Raw genomic sequence first — 16468 nt, 5'->3', positions numbered from 1 at the left:
CTTATCCTTCTCAGTGAAACCTTAACCTGTGATCGGGTTATTCATCAGCGATGCTAGCGGGCGGCCAGTTTTCCAGGCGCATGCCCAGAGACAGACCACGAGAAGCCAGCACGTCTTTAATCTCGGTAAGAGATTTTTTACCAAGGTTAGGCGTTTTAAGCAGCTCAACCTCGGTACGCTGTACCAGATCACCGATGTAGTGGATAGCTTCTGCCTTAAGGCAGTTAGCAGAGCGGACAGTCAATTCCAGATCGTCAACAGGGCGCAGCAGGATCGGATCGAATTCTGGTTTCTCTTCTTTCACTTCCGGCTGACGTACATCACGTAAGTCAACGAAAGCTTCCAGTTGTTCAGCCAGAATGGTTGCCGCACGGCGGATCGCTTCTTCAGGATCGATAGTGCCGTTGGTTTCCATTTCGATGACCAGCTTGTCCAGGTCAGTACGCTGTTCTACACGCGCTGCTTCAACATTGTAGGCAATACGCTCTACAGGGCTGTAGCAGGCGTCGACCAACAGACGACCGATCGGGCGCTCATCTTCTTCCGAATGAATTCGGGCAGAAGCCGGCACATAACCACGACCGCGCTGAACTTTGATACGCATGCTGATAGCCGCGTTCTCATCAGTCAGGTGGCAGATCACGTGCTGCGGCTTGACGATTTCGACATCACCATCATGGGTGATATCGGCTGCAGTCACAGGGCCAATGCCAGATTTATTCAGAGTAAGAATAACTTCATCTTTCCCCTGAACTCTTACCGCCAGCCCTTTCAGGTTGAGCAGGATTTCCAGGATATCTTCCTGTACGCCCTCTTTGGTGCTGTACTCATGTAGTACACCATCAATTTCAACCTCGGTCACCGCGCAACCCGGCATTGATGAAAGCAGAATACGGCGCAGTGCGTTACCAAGAGTATGGCCAAAGCCACGCTCTAAAGGCTCAAGGGTCACCTTGGCGTGCGTCGAACTCACTTGCTCGATATCTACCAGGCGCGGTTTTAGAAACTCTGTCACAGAACCCTGCATTGTGTCCTCTCTTTGGTACTAAGCTTTACTTGGAGTAAAGCTCGACGATCAGGTGTTCGTTAATGTCCGCAGACAGATCGGTACGTTCAGGAATACGTTTGAACACACCTTCCATCTTAGTTGCATCAACTTCCAGCCAGGTTGGCTTTTCACGCTGCTCAGCCAGCTCCAGAGCGGCTTTCACGCGAGACTGCTTTTTGGCTTTCTCACGGATGCTAACAACGTCATTCGGAGTTACCTGATAAGAAGCGATGCTAACAACGCGACCATTTACCATGATGGATTTGTGGCTAACCAGCTGACGTGCTTCTGCACGAGTGGCGCCAAAGCCCATACGGTAAACAACGTTATCCAGACGACCTTCCAGCAGAGCTAACAGGTTTTCACCGGTGTTGCCTTTCAGACGTGCTGCTTCTTTATAATAGTTACGGAACTGACGCTCCAGCACGCCGTAGATACGACGAACTTTTTGCTTTTCACGTAACTGTACGCCATAGTCAGACAGACGCGGTTTACGCGCACCGTGCTGGCCAGGGGCTTGTTCAATCTTACACTTGGTATCAATCGCGCGAACGCCAGACTTCAGGAAGAGGTCTGTACCTTCACGACGGCTCAGCTTGAGCTTAGGACCCAAATATCTTGCCATTTTCTTTCTCCAACATTCCTAAAAAACGAGCGTTATACGCGGCGTTTTTTCGGCGGACGACAACCGTTGTGAGGGATCGGAGTCACATCAGTAATATTAGTGATGCGGAAACCAGCAGCGTTCAGAGCACGAATCGTTGATTCGCGGCCTGGACCAGGACCCTTAACCATAACTTCCAGGTTCTTAATACCGTACTCTTTCACGGCGTCTGCGCAACGTTCAGCGGCAACCTGTGCAGCGAACGGCGTAGATTTACGAGAACCACGGAAACCGGAACCACCGGCTGTTGCCCAACCCAGCGCGTTACCCTGACGATCGGTAATGGTCACGATGGTGTTGTTGAAAGATGCATGGACATGAGCCACGCCATCAGAGACTTGCTTTCTTACACGCTTGCGTGCACGAACTGGTGCCTTTGCCATTATTCAATCACCCCGATTATTTCTTGATCGGTTTACGCGGACCCTTACGGGTACGTGCGTTGGTCTTGGTACGCTGACCGCGCACTGGAAGACCACGACGATGACGTAAACCACGATAGCAACCAAGGTCCATCAGACGCTTGATGCTCAGGGTGACTTCACGACGCAGATCGCCTTCAACAACAAACTTTGCAACTGCGTCACGCAGAATGTCGATTTGTTCTTCAGACAGCTCACTGATCTTAACATTTTCAGCGATTCCCGTTGATGCACAGATAGCCTGTGAGCGGGTCTTGCCGATACCGAAGATCGCGGTTAGTGCGATAACAGTATGTTTATGATCAGGAATGTTAATGCCTGCTATACGGGCCACTATGCACTCCTACTATTTAAATATGCGCCCCATGCTGAAAAGCCCGTTTTCAGGATACTCAAATGGAAACGCATAGACATACAAAAGATTGGCTGGCTAATCTAGCCAGCTCAACCCGACTTTGCAAGAAAAATATTAGCCCTGACGCTGTTTATGCTTAGGCTCGGCGCTGCAAATCACACGTACGACACCATCACGACGGATGATTTTGCAGTTACGACATAATTTCTTGACGGAAGCACGAACTTTCATTTTTACTCTCCGTAACTTCTCAAGCGCCTGAATTAACGGCCGTAGCCCTTCAGGTTTGCTTTCTTCAATGCAGACTCGTATTGACTGGACATCATCAGAGTTTGCACTTGAGCCATAAAGTCCATGATGACAACAACTACGATCAGCAGTGAAGTACCGCCGAAGTAGAATGGAACTTTCATCGCATCACGCATGAACTCCGGGATTAGGCAGATGAAAGTAATGTAGAGCGCACCCACTAACGTGAGGCGAGTCATTACTTTATCGATGTACTTCGCCGTCTGTTCTCCCGGACGAATTCCTGGTACAAATGCACCAGACTTCTTCAGGTTATCTGCTGTTTCACGCGGGTTGAAAACCAACGCCGTATAGAAGAAACAGAAGAAGATGATTGCAGTCGCATAGAGTAACACATAAAGCGGTTGACCAGGCTGCAAATACATTGAAATAGTCGTCAGCCAGTTCCAACCGGTTCCGCCCCCGAACCATGAAGCTATGGTCGCCGGGAACAGGATAATGCTGGAAGCAAAGATTGCCGGGATAACCCCTGCCATATTCACTTTCAACGGTAAATGTGTGCTCTGCGCAGCATAGACACGACGGCCTTGCTGACGTTTCGCATAGTTCACCACAATGCGGCGTTGACCACGCTCAACGAAAACAACGAAGAAGGTCACTGCAAATACAAGAACTGCAACCAACAGCAACAGGAGGAAGTGCAGGTCGCCTTGCCGCGCTTGCTCGATGGTATGGCCAATGGCCGGCGGCAGTCCCGCAACAATACCAGCGAAGATTATGATGGAGATACCGTTGCCGATACCCCGCTCAGTAATCTGTTCACCCAGCCACATCAGGAACATTGTCCCGGTCACCAGGCTGACAACAGCGGTAAAGTAGAAGGCAAAGCCTGGGTTTAACACCAGGCCCTGCATTCCAGGCATATTCGGCAGACCGGTAGCAATACCGATAGACTGAAATATGCCCAGTACCAGTGTGCCGTAGCGGGTGTACTGGCTAATCTTACGACGGCCAGCCTCCCCTTCTTTCTTTATTTCTGCCAGCGCGGGATGAACCACGGTCAGCAGCTGGATAATAATCGAGGCCGAAATATACGGCATAATACCCAGGGCAAAGATAGAAGCACGGCTCAGAGCACCACCAGAGAACATGTTGAACATTTCAATGATGGTGCCACGCTGTTGCTCAAGCAGTTTGGCAAGTACAGTGGCATCGATACCAGGGATTGGAATAAAAGAGCCAATGCGGAATACAATCAGCGCACCAATCACAAACAGAAGTCTGCGTTTTAGTTCGCCAAAACCACCTTTGGCACTTTGAAAATCTAATCCCGGTTGCTTAGCCATCTGCTACTTATTCCTCAATTTTACCGCCAGCAGCTTCGATTGCAGCACGAGCGCCTTTAGTGACACGCAGACCGCGAACCGTTACCGGAGCAGAGACTTCGCCAGACAGGATAACCTTAGCGAATTCGATCTGAATACCGATAATGTTGGCCGCTTTCAGCGTGTTCAGGTCGACGATCCCGCCTTCAACTTTCGCCAGGTCAGACAGACGAACTTCTGTCGTAACCATAGATTTGCGAGAGGTGAAACCGAATTTCGGCAGACGACGGTACAGAGGCATCTGGCCACCTTCGAACCCACGACGTACGCCACCGCCAGAACGAGAGTTCTGACCTTTGTGACCACGACCGCCGGTTTTACCGAGGCCAGAACCGATACCACGACCCAGACGCTTGGAAGCGTGTTTAGACCCGTCGGCCGGAGACAGAGTATTTAAACGCATCTGTTACTCCTCCACTTTAACCATGTAGGAAATCGCGTTAACCATGCCGCGTACAGCTGGCGTGTCTTCACGCTCTACGGTGTGGTTAATACGACGCAGACCCAGGCCAAGCAGCGTTGCCTTGTGTTTCGGCAAACGTCCGATCGAACTGCGGGTTTGAGTAATTTTAATAGTCTTAGCCATGGTCATTACCCCAGAATGTCTTCAACGGATTTGCCACGCTTGGCAGCGACCATTTCTGGGGAATTCATGTTGGCCAGGCCATCCAGCGTTGCACGAACCACGTTAATCGGGTTAGTGGAACCGTAGGCTTTAGCCAGAACGTTATGAACCCCAGCGACTTCCAGAACGGCGCGCATTGCACCGCCGGCAATGATACCGGTACCTTCAGAAGCCGGCTGCATGAACACACGAGAACCTGTGTGCACACCTTTAACAGGGTGCTGCAGGGTGCCGTTGTTCAGCGCGACATTGATCATATTGCGACGAGCTTTTTCCATCGCTTTCTGGATCGCTGCTGGAACTTCACGCGCTTTACCGTAACCAAAACCGATGCGACCGTTACCGTCGCCTACCACTGTCAGTGCAGTGAAGGAGAAAATACGACCACCTTTAACGGTTTTCGATACGCGATTTACCGCGATCAGCTTTTCCTGCAGTTCGCCAGCTTGTTTTTCGATGTGTGCCATCTTACACCTCTACCTTAGAACTGTAGGCCAGCTTCACGGGCAGCATCTGCCAGTGCCTGGACACGACCATGATATTGGAAACCAGAGCGGTCGAAAGAAACACCAGTGATGCCTTTTTCGATTGCGCGCTCAGCAACTGCTTTACCAACAGCGGCGGCGGCGTCTTTGTTTCCAGTGTACTTCAGTTGCTCACTGATTGCTTTTTCTACTGTAGAAGCAGCAACCAGAACTTCAGAACCGTTTGGAGCAATTACCTGTGCGTAAATATGACGCGGGGTACGATGTACCACCAGGCGAGTTGCACCCAGCTCTTTGAGCTTGCGGCGTGCGCGGGTCGCACGACGGATACGAGCAGATTTCTTATCCATAGTGTTACCTTACTTCTTCTTAGCCTCTTTGGTACGCACGACTTCGTCGGCGTAACGAACACCCTTGCCTTTATAAGGCTCAGGACGACGGTAGGCGCGCAGATCGGCTGCAACCTGTCCAATCATCTGCTTATCAGCGCCTTTCAGCACGATTTCAGTTTGAGTTGGGCATTCAGCAGTGATTCCCGCTGGCAGCGCGTGTTCAACAGGGTGAGAAAAGCCCAGGGCCAGACTCACAGCGTTGCCTTTCACGGCCGCACGATAACCTACACCAACCAGCTGCAGCTTCTTAGTGAAGCCTTCGGTAACACCGATAACCATACTGTTCAGCAGTGCGCGAGAAGTACCAGCCTGTGCCCAACCGTCTGCAAAACCTTCGCGTGGTGCGAAAGTCAGAGTGTTGTCAGCATGCTTAACTTCTACAGCATTGTTGATAGTACGAGTCAGCTCGCCGTTTTTACCTTTAATCGAAATAACCTGACCGTCGAGTTTTACCTCTACGCCGGCAGGAATGACGACAGGTGCTTTAGCAACACGAGACATTCTTTCCTCCGTTAAGCTACGTAGCAGATAATTTCGCCACCAAGACCAGCCTGGCGCGCTGCACGATCGGTCATGACACCTTTAGAGGTAGAAACAACAGCGATACCCAGTCCAGCCATTACTTTTGGCAGTTCGTCTTTGCGTTTGTAGATACGCAGACCTGGACGGCTTACACGCTGAATGCTTTCTACCACAGCCTTGCCCTGGAAATACTTAAGAGTCAGTTCCAGTTCTGGCTTGGTGTCGCCTTCGATTTTAAATTCTTCAATATATCCTTCTTCCTTCAGCACGTTGGCAATTGCCACTTTCAGCTTGGAGGAAGGCATGGTGACCGCAACTTTGTTCGCGGCCTGACCGTTACGGATACGGGTCAGCATATCCGCGATCGGATCTTGCATGCTCATCTGTCTTTACTCCCGTGATTCAATTGGTAATTACCAGCTAGCCTTTTTCAAGCCAGGCACTTCACCGCGCATGGCGGCTTCACGCAGCTTGATACGGCTCAACCCGAATTTGCCCACATAACCATGTGGACGGCCAGTTTGGCGGCAGCGGTTACGCTGACGGGACGGGCTGGAATCACGCGGCAGAGTTTGCAGCTTGAGAACCGCATTCCAACGATCTTCGTCGGAAGAGTTCACACTAGAGATGATAGCTTTTAATTCCTCGCGTTTAGCGCGGTATTTATCAGCCAGTTTTACGCGAACGACTTCGCGTGCCTTCATCGATTGCTTAGCCATGAAGTAACCCTACCTTACTTGCGGAACGGGAAGTCAAAGGCAGCCAGCAGAGCACGGCCTTCATCGTCAGATTTCGCAGTAGTGGTAATGGTAATATCCAAACCACGAACGCGATCGACTTTGTCATAGTCGATTTCTGGGAAGATGATCTGCTCACGAACGCCCATGCTGTAGTTACCACGACCGTCGAATGACTTAGCGGACAGGCCACGGAAGTCACGGATACGAGGTACAGCAATAGAGATCAGACGCTCAAAGAACTCCCACATGCGTTCGCCACGCAGAGTTACTTTACAGCCGATCGGATAGCCCTGACGGATTTTGAAGCCTGCAACAGATTTGCGTGCTTTGGTGATAAACGGTTTTTGACCGGAGATTGCTGCCAGGTCAGCTGCTGCGTTATCCAGCAGTTTCTTGTCAGCGATCGCTTCACCAACACCCATGTTCAGGGTGATCTTCTCGACCCGAGGGACTTGCATGACAGAATTGTAGTTAAACTCAGTCATGAGTTTCTTAACTACTTCGTCTTTGTAGTAATCATGCAGTTTCGCCATCGTACTACTCCAAATTACTTGATAGTTTCGCTGTTAGACTTGAAGAAACGGACTTTTTTGCCGTCTTCGAATCTAAAGCCTACACGGTCAGCCTTGCCGGTGGCAGTGTTGTAAAGCGCAACGTTGGAAACCTGAATAGCGGCTTCTTTTTCAACGATGCCACCTGGTTGGTTCAGAGCCGGAACCGGCTTCTGATGTTTCTTCACCAGGTTGATACCTTCAACAATGACCTTGCCAGAAGACAGGACATTCTTAACTTTACCGCGCTTACCTTTATCTTTGCCGGTCAGCACGATAACTTCGTCATCGCGACGGATTTTAGCTGCCATTTTTCGCTCCTTAGAGTACTTCTGGTGCCAGAGAGATAATTTTCATGAACTTTTCAGTACGAAGTTCACGAGTTACCGGCCCAAAAATACGCGTTCCGATAGGCTGCTCGCTGTTATTGTTCAGAATAACGCATGCATTACCATCGAAGCGAATGACAGAACCGTCCGGGCGACGAACACCCTTCTTGGTGCGCACCACTACCGCCTTCAGCACATCACCTTTCTTAACCTTACCGCGAGGAATTGCTTCCTTGATGGTAATTTTGATGATATCGCCTACGCCTGCGTAGCGACGGTGCGAGCCACCCAGAACCTTGATACACATTACGCGACGTGCACCGGAGTTGTCGGCGACGTTCAGCATAGTCTGTTCTTGGATCATTTTAGTGCTCCGCTAATGTCAACTACTACTTCGGGACCTGATTCAGGTCGTATAAAAGCCCCATTATTGAGGGCGCAGCATTATAACACCGCATCTCGCATATGGGTAGAAAAAATAAACGACTCATATCGAGTCGATATTTGATCCTCTAAATTGAGGAACGCGACATTCTAAGGAATTGTTCACCCGGTAGCAATCGTAATCTGCACACTTCTTCAGCTTGATGGGGGTTTAAAGGCGTAATTCTGGAAACGGCTCGTAAAAAAGACGGTTTTCTGACCGTCTTTTGTGCCGATTTTCACTGCTCAGGGATAAAGCGTGGCGGCGAGCGCATTGTGCTGCGCAACGGTTTTGTCCAAATCCATCACCGTCATCTGCCCTTTCTCGACCACGACTCTGCCATTAATCACGCTGTAAGCTACCGTTCCCGGATTGCAAAAGACCAGCGCCGCCAGCGGATCGTGTCCGGCGCCTGCCAGGCCGGGACGATTCAGATCGAAAGCGACGATATCCGCCATCATACCGGGCGCAATGGCGCCGACATCGTCACGGTTCAACACTTTTGCGCCGTTAAGCGTCGCCAGTTCCAGCGCCTGCCTGGCCGTCATCGCATCCGGGCCGAAGCCAACCCGCTGCAACAGCATCGCCTGACGCACTTCCGCTATCATATCCGCCGTGTCATTTGACGCCGAACCATCCACGCCCAATCCCACATTCACGCCGGCATTGAGCATGGTTCTTACTGGTGCGATACCGGAGGCCAGCCGCATATTGGAACAGGGGCAGTGTGCAATGCCCGTGCCGGTGCGGGCAAAAAGGTTAATGCCGTAATCATCCAGCTTCACGCAGTGGGCATGCCACACGTCATGCCCGACCCAGCCCAGCTCTTCAACATACTGCGCCGGCGTACGGTTGAATTTTTCCTGGCTATAGCGAACGTCGTTATCGTTTTCCGCCAGATGAGTGTGCAGAGACACTTTATAGCTGCGCGCCAGGCTGGCCGACTCCCTCATTAAATCCTGAGTGACGGAAAAAGGCGAGCAAGGCGCCACTACGATCCGCAGCATCGAGCCGCGTCGGGCGTCGTGATAACGCTCAATGACCCGCTGGGTGTCGGTCAAAATTGCCGCTTCGTCTTCCACCAGGGAATCCGGCGGCAGTCCTCCCCTGCTCTGCCCCAGGCTCATGCTGCCGCGACTGGCATGAAAACGCATTCCCATCCGGGCGGCGGCTTCAATACTGTCATCTAATTTACAGCCACCAGGATAAAGGTAAAGATGATCGCTGGTCGTGGTGCAGCCGGACAGGATCAGCTCGGCCATCGACATCATGGTCGAAACGCGGATCATCTCCGGCGTCATTTTCTGCCAGATGGGATAAAGGTTGCTGATCCATTTAAACAGCTCGCCATCCTGGGCAGGAGGAATGACCCGCGTCAGGCTCTGGTACATATGGTGATGGGTATTGATCAGCCCGGGAATGGCAATGTGTCCCTTCAGATCGATGAGCTCATCTGCCTGCTGCGGTAGCTCTTCGGCTTTGCCGACCGCCGTAATAACATTGCCTTTTATCAGTATGCTGCCGTGGCGGATCTCTCGCCTTTCGTGATCCATAGTGGCAATCATATCGGCGTTTTTCAGCAGCAGCGTCCGGCCAGGTTTTACGGGATGATGCTCTTTAGCCGCGGCCGCAGAGGGCGAGACGGCAAAAAGTTTAGAGGAAGCGGCAAGCAGCGGTAGAGTCAGCAGCAGCCGACGGGTCTGGTCTGGTTGATTGTGCATAATTACTTTCCATGTCGTATTCCCGATACAGGGCTGACTACCCACGCGCCCTGCGCAAGTCCGTCCGGCAGCGCCGAACGATAAGCTTATCTTAAGCATTATGGAAAGATTAAACGTGATCGGGATCATCGGGCGGCTGCCGCAATCGGCGAGCATTCATTGATGAGGGTTTTGCAGAGGGAAAAGCGGGAGAGCAGAAAAGAAAAAACCCCCGCAAGCGGGGGTTTTTCAGAGAGAAGAAGTTCTTACAGAACCGCTTTCTCTACAACGCGAACCAGGGTCCAGGACTTAGTCTTGGACAGTGGACGGCATTCACGGATTTCAACCTTGTCGCCGATACCACATTCATTGTTCTCGTCATGTACGTGCAGTTTAGTCGTACGCTTAATGAACTTACCGTAGATTGGGTGTTTCACGAAACGTTCGATAGCTACAACAATGGATTTCTCCATTTTGTCGCTAGTCACACGACCTTGCAGAGTACGGATTTTATCGGTCATTACGCACCCGCCTTCTCAGTCAGTAAAGTCTTAACGCGTGCAACATCACGGCGAACATTTTTCAACAGATGAGTCTGTTGCAGTTGGCCAGATGCTGCCTGCATGCGCAGGTTAAACTGCTCACGCAGCAGGTTAAGCAGCTCAGTGTTCAGCTCTTCAACGCTTTTCTCACGCAGCTCAGTTGCTTTCATTACATCACCGTCTTAGTTACAAAGGTGGTTTTGATAGGCAGTTTTGCTGCTGCCAGCTTGAATGCTTCACGGGCCAGCTCTTCCGGAACACCGTCCATTTCATATAGGACTTTACCAGGCTGGATCAGGGCAACCCAATACTCAACGTTACCCTTACCTTTACCCATACGCACTTCCAGCGGCTTCTCGGTAATTGGTTTGTCCGGGAATACACGGATCCAAATTTTACCTTGACGCTTAACTGCACGGGTCATAGCACGACGTGCTGCTTCGATCTGACGAGCAGTCAGACGACCACGGCCAACAGCTTTCAGACCGAAAGTACCGAAGCTAACATCCGTACCCTGCGCCAGACCACGGTTGCGGCCTTTGTGCACTTTACGGAATTTTGTACGCTTTGGTTGTAACATCAGCGACTCTCCTTACTTACGGCCTTTACGCTGCTGCTTTTTAGGTTGAGCAGCCGGTTCCGGTTGTTCAACAGCAGCCATACCACCCAGGATCTCGCCTTTGAAGATCCATACCTTAACGCCGATTACACCGTAAGTGGTGTGCGCTTCAGAGGTGTTGTAGTCAATGTCAGCACGCAGGGTGTGCAACGGCACGCGGCCTTCACGGTACCATTCGGTACGCGCGATTTCAGCACCGCCCAGACGGCCACTAACTTCAACTTTGATCCCTTTAGCGCCCAGACGCATTGCGTTCTGTACAGCACGCTTCATCGCACGACGGAACATCACGCGACGCTCCAGCTGTGAAGTGATGCTGTCAGCAACCAGTTTAGCGTCCAGTTCCGGTTTACGGACTTCGGCGATATTGATCTGTGCAGGAACGCCAGCGATATCCGCTACGACCTTGCGCAGTTTTTCTACGTCTTCGCCTTTCTTACCGATCACGATGCCAGGACGAGCGGTGTGAATGGTCACACGGATGCTCTTAGCCGGACGCTCGATAACGATACGAGAAACGGACGCCTTAGCCAGTTCTTTAGTCAGGAACTGACGTACTTTAAAGTCGCTGTCCAGGTTGTCAGCGAATTCTTTGGTATTTGCGAACCAGGTAGAGTTCCAGGGTTTAACAATACCCAGGCGAATACCATTAGGATGTACTTTCTGACCCATTGCTAGTCTCCAGAGTCTCAGCGATCGGACACAACCACAGTAATGTGGCTGGTGCGCTTCAGGATGCGATCTGCACGACCTTTTGCACGCGGCATAATGCGCTTCATGCTTGGGCCTTCGTCTACGAAGATCTTCGTGACTTTCAGATCATCAATGTCAGCGCCATCGTTGTGTTCGGCGTTAGCAATGGCAGATTCCAGAACTTTCTTGACCAGTACAGCCGCTTTCTTATTGGTGTAGGTCAAAATGTCCAGAGCCTGCGACACTTTCTTACCGCGGACAAGATCTGCTACCAGGCGAACCTTCTGAGCAGAAGAACGAGCGTGGCGATGTTTAGCGATAGTTTCCATCTCTTCCTCCTGTTAGCGTTTCTTGGCTTTCTTATCAGCAGTGTGACCGCGATAAGTACGAGTCGGTGCAAATTCACCCAGTTTGTGACCGACCATTTCGTCGGAAACAAAGACAGGAACGTGCTGACGACCATTATGGACAGCGATGGTCAAACCGATCATGTTAGGGAAGATCGTTGAACGACGGGACCAGGTGCGCAAAGGCTTCTTGTCTCCGCTTTCCACCGCTTTCTCTACCTTCTTCAGCAAGTGCAGGTCAATAAAAGGACCTTTCTTGAGAGAACGTGGCATGGCTTATCCTCTAAAATTATTTGCTACGGCGACGTACGATAAATTTATCAGTACGCTTGTTGCTACGGGTCTTCTTACCTTTAGTCTGCAGGCCCCAAGGTGAAACAGGGTGCTTACCAAAGTTACGACCTTCACCACCACCGTGCGGGTGATCGACTGGGTTCATCGCAGTACCGCGAACGGTAGGACGAACACCACGCCAACGAGCTGCACCGGCTTTACCCAGAACGCGAAGCATGTGCTCAGCGTTGCCGACTTCGCCCAGGGTCGCGCGGCAGTCGGATTCGACTTTACGCATTTCACCAGAACGCAGACGCAGGGTAACGTAGGAACCTTCACGCGCAACGATCTGCACGTAAGCACCGGCTGAACGGGCAATCTGACCGCCTTTGCCTGGTTTCATTTCTACGTTGTGTACGGTGGAACCCACTGGGATGTTGCGCATCGGCAGGGTGTTACCCGCTTTAATCGCCGCATCAACGCCAGACTGAATCTGGTCGCCAGCTTTCAGGCCTTTAGGGGCCAGGATGTAACGGCGCTCGCCGTCTTTGTACAGAACCAGCGCGATGTTCGCGGAGCGGTTCGGATCGTACTCAAGACGTTCAACGGTAGCCGGGATACCATCTTTGTTGCGTTTGAAGTCAACAATACGGTAAGCCTGCTTGTGACCACCACCGATATGACGGGTAGTGATGCGACCATTGTTGTTACGGCCACCGGATTTGCTGTTTTTTTCTACCAGCGGGGCAAATGGTTTGCCCTTGTGCAGCTCCGCGTTTACCACTTTAACTACGTGGCGACGACCCGGAGATGTCGGTTTACATTTAACAACTGCCATTGTTCTTCTCCTCCGACTTACTCAGCGCCGCCGACGAAGTCCAGATTCTGGCCTTCTTTCAGGGTGACGTAAGCTTTTTTCCAGTCGTTACGACGGCCAATACGCTGTCCGGAACGTTTAACTTTCCCTTTCATGACCAGGGTGTTAACTTCCTTCACTTCCACTTCGAAAAGCTTCTGTACAGCGGCTTTGATTTCTGCTTTGGTCGCGTCTTTAGCAACTTTGAGAACGATGGTGTTGGTTTTTTCCATCGCAGCAGACGCTTTTTCAGATACGTGCGGCGAGCGCAGTACTTTCAGCAGACGTTCTTCACGGATCATGCCAGCATCTCCTCAACTTGCTTAACTGCATCAGCAGTCATAACGACTTTGTCGAAGGCGATCAGGCTAACTGGGTCGATACCCGCTGCATCACGTACGTCAACCTTGTACAGGTTGCGAGCGGCCAGGAACAGGTTCTCTTCCAGTTCGCCAGTGATGATCAGCACGTCTTCCAGCGCCATGTCTTTCAGTTTCTCTACCAGCAGCTTAGTTTTAGGCGCTTCCAGAGAGAACTGCTCGACAACGATCAGACGATCTTGACGTACCAGCTCGGACAGGATGCTTTTCAGCGCGCCGCGGTACATCTTTTTGTTAACTTTTTGACTGTGGTCCTGCGGCTTCGCAGCGAAGGTCACGCCACCGGAACGCCAGATTGGGCTCTTTGCAGAACCTGCACGCGCACGGCCGGTACCTTTCTGGCGCCACGGCTTTTTGCCGGAACCAGTTACTTCAGCACGGGTCTTCTGAGCACGGGTACCTTGACGGGCACCTGCTGCATAAGCAACAACAACCTGATGTACCAGCGCTTCGTTGAAATCACGACCGAAGGTAGTTTCGGAAACAGTCAGCGCGCTTTGCGCGTCTTTCAATACTAATTCCATTGCTATCCCCTTACGCCTTCACAGCTGGTTTAACAATCAGGTCGCTACCGGTTGCACCGGGAACTGCACCTTTAACCAGCAGCAGGTTGCGCTCAGCGTCAACACGTACTACGTCCAGGCTCTGAACGGTTACGCGCTCATTACCCAGCTGGCCTGCCATTTTCTTGCCTTTGAACACTTTGCCCGGAGTCTGGTTCTGACCGATAGAACCCGGAACGCGGTGAGACAAGGAGTTACCGTGAGTAGCATCCTGAGTACGGAAGTTCCAGCGCTTAACAGTACCGGCAAAACCTTTACCTTTAGATGTGCCAGTCACGTCAACTTTTTTCACGTCAGCGAAAATATCAACGTTAATGCTCTGGCCTACGGTGAACTCGTCGCCTTCAGCGGTACGGAATTCCCAAAGACCACGGCCAGCTTCTACGCCAGCTTTAGCAAAATGGCCTGCTTCAGGCTTGGTGACGCGGTTTGCTTTTTTAGCACCGGCAGTTACCTGGATAGCAGTGTAGCCGTCGTTTTCCAGGTTCTTAACCTGAGTCACGCGGTTTGCTTCAATTTCGATCACGGTTACTGGGATAGATACGCCGTCTTCAGTGAAGACGCGGGTCATGCCCACTTTTTTACCGACTAAACCAATCATTGTTTCAACCTCTCAATCGCTCAATGACCTGATTAACCCAGGCTGATCTGCACGTCAACACCTGCAGCCAGATCCAGACGCATCAGAGCATCAACCGTTTTTTCAGTTGGCTCAACGATGTCAACCAGACGCTTGTGAGTGCGAATTTCATACTGATCGCGCGCATCTTTGTTGACGTGCGGGGAGATCAGAACGGTAAAGCGCTCTTTGCGGGTCGGCAGAGGAATTGGACCACGAACCTGCGCACCAGTGCGCTTGGCAGTCTCAACGATTTCTGCGGTCGATTGATCGATCAGACGATGATCAAACGCTTTAAGACGGATACGGATTCTTTGGTTCTGCATGAGACCAGAGCTCCAATTATTTATAAACGAAAAAAATTACTACTCACACCCATTACGATTGATGGGGGAGTGTAATCGTCTGCACATAACTCCCCGATTGGGAGTATTGTCAGGGAGCTAATTGCTCGCCTGCGGTTCAGATTGAACCGGGCCGTCATTTCTGACAGGCCCGCGCATTATACGTACGTGGGCGGGCTTTGCAAGGTGTTTCTTGCCGTCATCGCTGCATGAAGGGGATAATGAAAGAGGAATAAGAGGACGGCAGAGACAAAAATGCCGCCGAAGTTACTGTTTCGGCGGCGTATATTTATTCAGCAACATGGGCCCTGCTATTCCACTTTTATTTGTGACTGGAGATAGTTCTGCACGCCGATTTTCGCGATCAGCTCCAGCTCGGTTTCCAGAAAGTCGATATGGTGCTCTTCATCTTCCAGAATGACGATCATCATATCGCGGCTGACGTAGTCGTGAACCTTGTCGGCATAAGAGATAGCCTCGCGCAGATCTCTGGCCCCTTCCAGTTCCAGCGCCAAATCTGAACGCAGTATCTCCTCAACGTCTTCGCCAATGCGTAACCGCCCCAAATCCTGCAGGTTAGGCAGGCCTTCGAGAAAAAGAATGCGCTCTATATATTTATCCGCATGTTTCATCTCGTCGATCGACTCGTGATACTCAATATCGTTAAGGCGCATCAGTCCCCAGTTTTTGAACATCCGCGCGTGCAAAAAGTACTGGTTGATGGCAACCAGCTCATTTCCAAGCAGTTTGTTTAAATGACTTATGATTTTGGCATCGCCCTTCATCTTGCTTCCTCCGCTTCCGGTTATTCAGATCGTAGATGCACAATCCGGGAAGTCAAAAAAGCATGACAAATTGCAGGGGATTATCAGGCAATCTCTTTATACAGCGGCGCGTTCGGCAGCTCTTCATTCATGATGTCGTGCGCCAGGCGCAGGCATTTGCCGCACTGCTTGCCCACAGGGAGGAGCTTGCGCAGCTGCTGGATAGATTTGGGCTGGTAGCGGCGAACCACTTCACGAAGGGTTTTGTCGCTGATGGCGTTACACAGGCAGACGTACATAATTTTATTCCGGTACAAATAACGATCAAATTGTAAATGAGAATCGTTTTTATTTCAACCTGAATGCGGTTTCCTTTCTGACCCTGCGCTTTCTGAATAGCGCCCATAAAAAAAGAGCACCGAAGTGCTCTTTTTATCAGCAAGCAGAGCGAACTCTGCCGTTATCTACCATTAAGCGATAACTTTAGCAACAACGCCCGCGCCAACGGTACGGCCGCCTTCACGGATTGCGAAACGCAGACCGTCGTCCATTGCGATTGGGTGGATCAGGGTAACAA

At 51.2% G+C, this 16468-nt stretch carries 30 protein-coding genes and 1 pseudogene; all 31 read right to left on the bottom strand.

Annotated features, from left to right (window positions below; translation table 11 throughout):
* Positions 1-37: 37 nt before the first annotated feature.
* The gene (locus QCD69_RS21660) at positions 38-1027 is read right to left on the bottom strand and encodes a DNA-directed RNA polymerase subunit alpha (protein WP_002919219.1); all 990 of its coding nucleotides are present in this window, start codon (positions 1025-1027) and stop codon (positions 38-40) included.
* Between the two features lie 25 nt (positions 1028-1052).
* Entirely contained in the window at positions 1053-1673 is a 621-nt protein-coding gene (gene rpsD / locus QCD69_RS21655) for a 30S ribosomal protein S4 (RefSeq protein WP_004160561.1), read from the bottom strand.
* 32 nt (positions 1674-1705) lie between these two features.
* The gene (gene rpsK, locus QCD69_RS21650) at positions 1706-2095 is read right to left on the bottom strand and encodes a 30S ribosomal protein S11 (RefSeq protein WP_034899652.1); all 390 of its coding nucleotides are present in this window, start codon (positions 2093-2095) and stop codon (positions 1706-1708) included.
* A gap of 16 nt (positions 2096-2111) precedes the next feature.
* Positions 2112-2468, bottom strand: coding sequence for a 30S ribosomal protein S13 (rpsM, locus tag QCD69_RS21645; RefSeq protein WP_048917626.1), 357 nt, complete (start codon positions 2466-2468; stop codon positions 2112-2114).
* Between the two features lie 135 nt (positions 2469-2603).
* A complete protein-coding gene (gene rpmJ, locus QCD69_RS21640) occupies positions 2604-2720 on the bottom strand; it encodes a 50S ribosomal protein L36 (protein ID WP_004160566.1) in 117 nt (38 codons plus the stop codon).
* Positions 2721-2752: 32 nt separating this feature from the next.
* Positions 2753-4084 carry a preprotein translocase subunit SecY gene (secY, locus tag QCD69_RS21635; RefSeq protein ID WP_124233601.1) on the bottom strand — a complete coding sequence of 444 codons (1332 nt, stop codon included), beginning with the start codon at positions 4082-4084 and terminating at the stop codon, positions 2753-2755.
* 7 nt (positions 4085-4091) lie between these two features.
* Positions 4092-4526 (bottom strand): 50S ribosomal protein L15, encoded by a 435-nt coding sequence (gene rplO, locus QCD69_RS21630; protein WP_125290979.1) that lies wholly within the window; start codon positions 4524-4526, stop codon positions 4092-4094.
* 3 nt (positions 4527-4529) lie between these two features.
* Positions 4530-4709: a 50S ribosomal protein L30 gene (gene rpmD / locus QCD69_RS21625; protein ID WP_004160569.1), complete on the bottom strand. Its 180-nt coding sequence runs from the start codon at positions 4707-4709 to the stop codon at positions 4530-4532.
* A gap of 5 nt (positions 4710-4714) precedes the next feature.
* On the bottom strand, positions 4715-5215 hold the full coding sequence (gene rpsE / locus QCD69_RS21620) for a 30S ribosomal protein S5 (RefSeq protein WP_004160571.1): 501 nt from the start codon (positions 5213-5215) through the stop codon (positions 4715-4717).
* A 14-nt stretch (positions 5216-5229) separates the two neighbouring features.
* Positions 5230-5583 carry a 50S ribosomal protein L18 gene (rplR, locus tag QCD69_RS21615; protein WP_004160572.1) on the bottom strand — a complete coding sequence of 118 codons (354 nt, stop codon included), beginning with the start codon at positions 5581-5583 and terminating at the stop codon, positions 5230-5232.
* A 9-nt stretch (positions 5584-5592) separates the two neighbouring features.
* Positions 5593-6126, bottom strand: coding sequence for a 50S ribosomal protein L6 (gene rplF, locus QCD69_RS21610; protein WP_253457742.1), 534 nt, complete (start codon positions 6124-6126; stop codon positions 5593-5595).
* 11 nt (positions 6127-6137) lie between these two features.
* Entirely contained in the window at positions 6138-6530 is a 393-nt protein-coding gene (gene rpsH, locus QCD69_RS21605; RefSeq protein WP_052902739.1) for a 30S ribosomal protein S8, read from the bottom strand.
* Between the two features lie 30 nt (positions 6531-6560).
* Positions 6561-6866, bottom strand: a complete 306-nt coding sequence (rpsN, locus tag QCD69_RS21600) for a 30S ribosomal protein S14 (protein ID WP_052902737.1) — start codon at positions 6864-6866, stop codon at positions 6561-6563.
* Positions 6867-6880: 14 nt separating this feature from the next.
* Entirely contained in the window at positions 6881-7420 is a 540-nt protein-coding gene (rplE, locus tag QCD69_RS21595; protein WP_024966584.1) for a 50S ribosomal protein L5, read from the bottom strand.
* A 14-nt stretch (positions 7421-7434) separates the two neighbouring features.
* A complete protein-coding gene (rplX, locus tag QCD69_RS21590) occupies positions 7435-7749 on the bottom strand; it encodes a 50S ribosomal protein L24 (protein WP_020322770.1) in 315 nt (104 codons plus the stop codon).
* 10 nt (positions 7750-7759) lie between these two features.
* Positions 7760-8131 carry a 50S ribosomal protein L14 gene (gene rplN, locus QCD69_RS21585; protein ID WP_002919748.1) on the bottom strand — a complete coding sequence of 124 codons (372 nt, stop codon included), beginning with the start codon at positions 8129-8131 and terminating at the stop codon, positions 7760-7762.
* A gap of 305 nt (positions 8132-8436) precedes the next feature.
* Entirely contained in the window at positions 8437-9912 is a 1476-nt protein-coding gene (locus QCD69_RS21580; RefSeq protein ID WP_301253466.1) for an 8-oxoguanine deaminase, read from the bottom strand.
* Positions 9913-10157: 245 nt separating this feature from the next.
* Complete coding sequence (gene rpsQ / locus QCD69_RS21575; RefSeq protein WP_024966581.1) at positions 10158-10412, bottom strand: 30S ribosomal protein S17; 255 nt, start codon at positions 10410-10412, stop codon at positions 10158-10160.
* Positions 10412-10603 (bottom strand): 50S ribosomal protein L29, encoded by a 192-nt coding sequence (gene rpmC, locus QCD69_RS21570; protein WP_024966580.1) that lies wholly within the window; start codon positions 10601-10603, stop codon positions 10412-10414. Before rpmC ends, rpsQ begins: the two co-directional genes overlap by 1 nt.
* Complete coding sequence (gene rplP, locus QCD69_RS21565) at positions 10603-11013, bottom strand: 50S ribosomal protein L16 (protein WP_002438716.1); 411 nt, start codon at positions 11011-11013, stop codon at positions 10603-10605. The genes rpmC and rplP overlap by 1 nt, the downstream gene beginning before the upstream one ends.
* Before the next feature lie 12 nt (positions 11014-11025).
* Positions 11026-11724, bottom strand: coding sequence for a 30S ribosomal protein S3 (rpsC, locus tag QCD69_RS21560; protein WP_002919766.1), 699 nt, complete (start codon positions 11722-11724; stop codon positions 11026-11028).
* A 17-nt stretch (positions 11725-11741) separates the two neighbouring features.
* Positions 11742-12074, bottom strand: a complete 333-nt coding sequence (rplV, locus tag QCD69_RS21555; protein WP_000447532.1) for a 50S ribosomal protein L22 — start codon at positions 12072-12074, stop codon at positions 11742-11744.
* A gap of 12 nt (positions 12075-12086) precedes the next feature.
* The gene (rpsS, locus tag QCD69_RS21550; RefSeq protein WP_013204132.1) at positions 12087-12365 is read right to left on the bottom strand and encodes a 30S ribosomal protein S19; all 279 of its coding nucleotides are present in this window, start codon (positions 12363-12365) and stop codon (positions 12087-12089) included.
* 16 nt (positions 12366-12381) lie between these two features.
* Positions 12382-13203, bottom strand: coding sequence for a 50S ribosomal protein L2 (gene rplB, locus QCD69_RS21545; RefSeq protein WP_125290981.1), 822 nt, complete (start codon positions 13201-13203; stop codon positions 12382-12384).
* 17 nt (positions 13204-13220) lie between these two features.
* Positions 13221-13523 (bottom strand): 50S ribosomal protein L23, encoded by a 303-nt coding sequence (rplW, locus tag QCD69_RS21540; RefSeq protein WP_125290982.1) that lies wholly within the window; start codon positions 13521-13523, stop codon positions 13221-13223.
* A complete protein-coding gene (gene rplD, locus QCD69_RS21535) occupies positions 13520-14125 on the bottom strand; it encodes a 50S ribosomal protein L4 (RefSeq protein ID WP_125290983.1) in 606 nt (201 codons plus the stop codon). The genes rplW and rplD overlap by 4 nt, the downstream gene beginning before the upstream one ends.
* Before the next feature lie 10 nt (positions 14126-14135).
* Positions 14136-14765, bottom strand: a complete 630-nt coding sequence (rplC, locus tag QCD69_RS21530; RefSeq protein WP_301253465.1) for a 50S ribosomal protein L3 — start codon at positions 14763-14765, stop codon at positions 14136-14138.
* Between the two features lie 32 nt (positions 14766-14797).
* Positions 14798-15109 (bottom strand): 30S ribosomal protein S10, encoded by a 312-nt coding sequence (gene rpsJ / locus QCD69_RS21525; protein ID WP_001181005.1) that lies wholly within the window; start codon positions 15107-15109, stop codon positions 14798-14800.
* 329 nt (positions 15110-15438) lie between these two features.
* The gene (bfr, locus tag QCD69_RS21520) at positions 15439-15912 is read right to left on the bottom strand and encodes a bacterioferritin (protein ID WP_125290985.1); all 474 of its coding nucleotides are present in this window, start codon (positions 15910-15912) and stop codon (positions 15439-15441) included.
* A gap of 83 nt (positions 15913-15995) precedes the next feature.
* Entirely contained in the window at positions 15996-16190 is a 195-nt protein-coding gene (bfd, locus tag QCD69_RS21515) for a bacterioferritin-associated ferredoxin (protein WP_125290986.1), read from the bottom strand.
* Between the two features lie 171 nt (positions 16191-16361).
* A pseudogene (locus QCD69_RS21510) lies at positions 16362-16468 on the bottom strand (EF-Tu/IF-2/RF-3 family GTPase); the annotation flags it as partial.

The sequence above is a fragment of the Erwinia sp. PsM31 genome (assembly GCF_030433775.1).
GTDB lineage: Bacteria > Pseudomonadota > Gammaproteobacteria > Enterobacterales > Enterobacteriaceae > Erwinia > Erwinia aeris.
Note: the sequence above shows the minus strand (reverse complement) of the source record. Positions and strands in the feature narration are given on the sequence as shown.

Bases quoted from the DNA above. Each gene is read 5' to 3' on its own strand.
- secY (WP_124233601.1), bottom strand. From the start codon at position 4,084: ATGGCTAAGCAACCGGGATTAGATTTTCAAAGTGCCAAAGGTGGTTTT.
- rpmD (WP_004160569.1), bottom strand. From the start codon at position 4,709: ATGGCTAAGACTATTAAAATTACTCAAACCCGCAGTTCGATCGGACGT.
- rplB (WP_125290981.1), bottom strand. From the start codon at position 13,203: ATGGCAGTTGTTAAATGTAAACCGACATCTCCGGGTCGTCGCCACGTA.
- rpsD (WP_004160561.1), bottom strand. From the start codon at position 1,673: ATGGCAAGATATTTGGGTCCTAAGCTCAAGCTGAGCCGTCGTGAAGGT.
- rplX (WP_020322770.1), bottom strand. From the start codon at position 7,749: ATGGCAGCTAAAATCCGTCGCGATGACGAAGTTATCGTGCTGACCGGC.
- rpsN (WP_052902737.1), bottom strand. From the start codon at position 6,866: ATGGCTAAGCAATCGATGAAGGCACGCGAAGTCGTTCGCGTAAAACTG.
- rplP (WP_002438716.1), bottom strand. From the start codon at position 11,013: ATGTTACAACCAAAGCGTACAAAATTCCGTAAAGTGCACAAAGGCCGC.
- rpsK (WP_034899652.1), bottom strand. From the start codon at position 2,095: ATGGCAAAGGCACCAGTTCGTGCACGCAAGCGTGTAAGAAAGCAAGTC.
- bfr (WP_125290985.1), bottom strand. From the start codon at position 15,912: ATGAAGGGCGATGCCAAAATCATAAGTCATTTAAACAAACTGCTTGGA.
- rplV (WP_000447532.1), bottom strand. From the start codon at position 12,074: ATGGAAACTATCGCTAAACATCGCCACGCTCGTTCTTCTGCTCAGAAG.
- rpmC (WP_024966580.1), bottom strand. From the start codon at position 10,603: ATGAAAGCAACTGAGCTGCGTGAGAAAAGCGTTGAAGAGCTGAACACT.
- rpsC (WP_002919766.1), bottom strand. From the start codon at position 11,724: ATGGGTCAGAAAGTACATCCTAATGGTATTCGCCTGGGTATTGTTAAA.
- QCD69_RS21580 (WP_301253466.1), bottom strand. From the start codon at position 9,912: ATGCACAATCAACCAGACCAGACCCGTCGGCTGCTGCTGACTCTACCG.
- rpsS (WP_013204132.1), bottom strand. From the start codon at position 12,365: ATGCCACGTTCTCTCAAGAAAGGTCCTTTTATTGACCTGCACTTGCTG.
- rpmJ (WP_004160566.1), bottom strand. From the start codon at position 2,720: ATGAAAGTTCGTGCTTCCGTCAAGAAATTATGTCGTAACTGCAAAATC.
- rplR (WP_004160572.1), bottom strand. From the start codon at position 5,583: ATGGATAAGAAATCTGCTCGTATCCGTCGTGCGACCCGCGCACGCCGC.
- rplC (WP_301253465.1), bottom strand. From the start codon at position 14,765: ATGATTGGTTTAGTCGGTAAAAAAGTGGGCATGACCCGCGTCTTCACT.
- rpsJ (WP_001181005.1), bottom strand. From the start codon at position 15,109: ATGCAGAACCAAAGAATCCGTATCCGTCTTAAAGCGTTTGATCATCGT.
- rplF (WP_253457742.1), bottom strand. From the start codon at position 6,126: ATGTCTCGTGTTGCTAAAGCACCTGTCGTCATTCCTGCCGGCGTAGAG.
- QCD69_RS21660 (WP_002919219.1), bottom strand. From the start codon at position 1,027: ATGCAGGGTTCTGTGACAGAGTTTCTAAAACCGCGCCTGGTAGATATC.
- rplD (WP_125290983.1), bottom strand. From the start codon at position 14,125: ATGGAATTAGTATTGAAAGACGCGCAAAGCGCGCTGACTGTTTCCGAA.
- rplN (WP_002919748.1), bottom strand. From the start codon at position 8,131: ATGATCCAAGAACAGACTATGCTGAACGTCGCCGACAACTCCGGTGCA.
- rpsH (WP_052902739.1), bottom strand. From the start codon at position 6,530: ATGAGCATGCAAGATCCGATCGCGGATATGCTGACCCGTATCCGTAAC.
- rplE (WP_024966584.1), bottom strand. From the start codon at position 7,420: ATGGCGAAACTGCATGATTACTACAAAGACGAAGTAGTTAAGAAACTC.
- rplW (WP_125290982.1), bottom strand. From the start codon at position 13,523: ATGATCCGTGAAGAACGTCTGCTGAAAGTACTGCGCTCGCCGCACGTA.
- bfd (WP_125290986.1), bottom strand. From the start codon at position 16,190: ATGTACGTCTGCCTGTGTAACGCCATCAGCGACAAAACCCTTCGTGAA.
- rplO (WP_125290979.1), bottom strand. From the start codon at position 4,526: ATGCGTTTAAATACTCTGTCTCCGGCCGACGGGTCTAAACACGCTTCC.
- rpsQ (WP_024966581.1), bottom strand. From the start codon at position 10,412: ATGACCGATAAAATCCGTACTCTGCAAGGTCGTGTGACTAGCGACAAA.
- rpsE (WP_004160571.1), bottom strand. From the start codon at position 5,215: ATGGCACACATCGAAAAACAAGCTGGCGAACTGCAGGAAAAGCTGATC.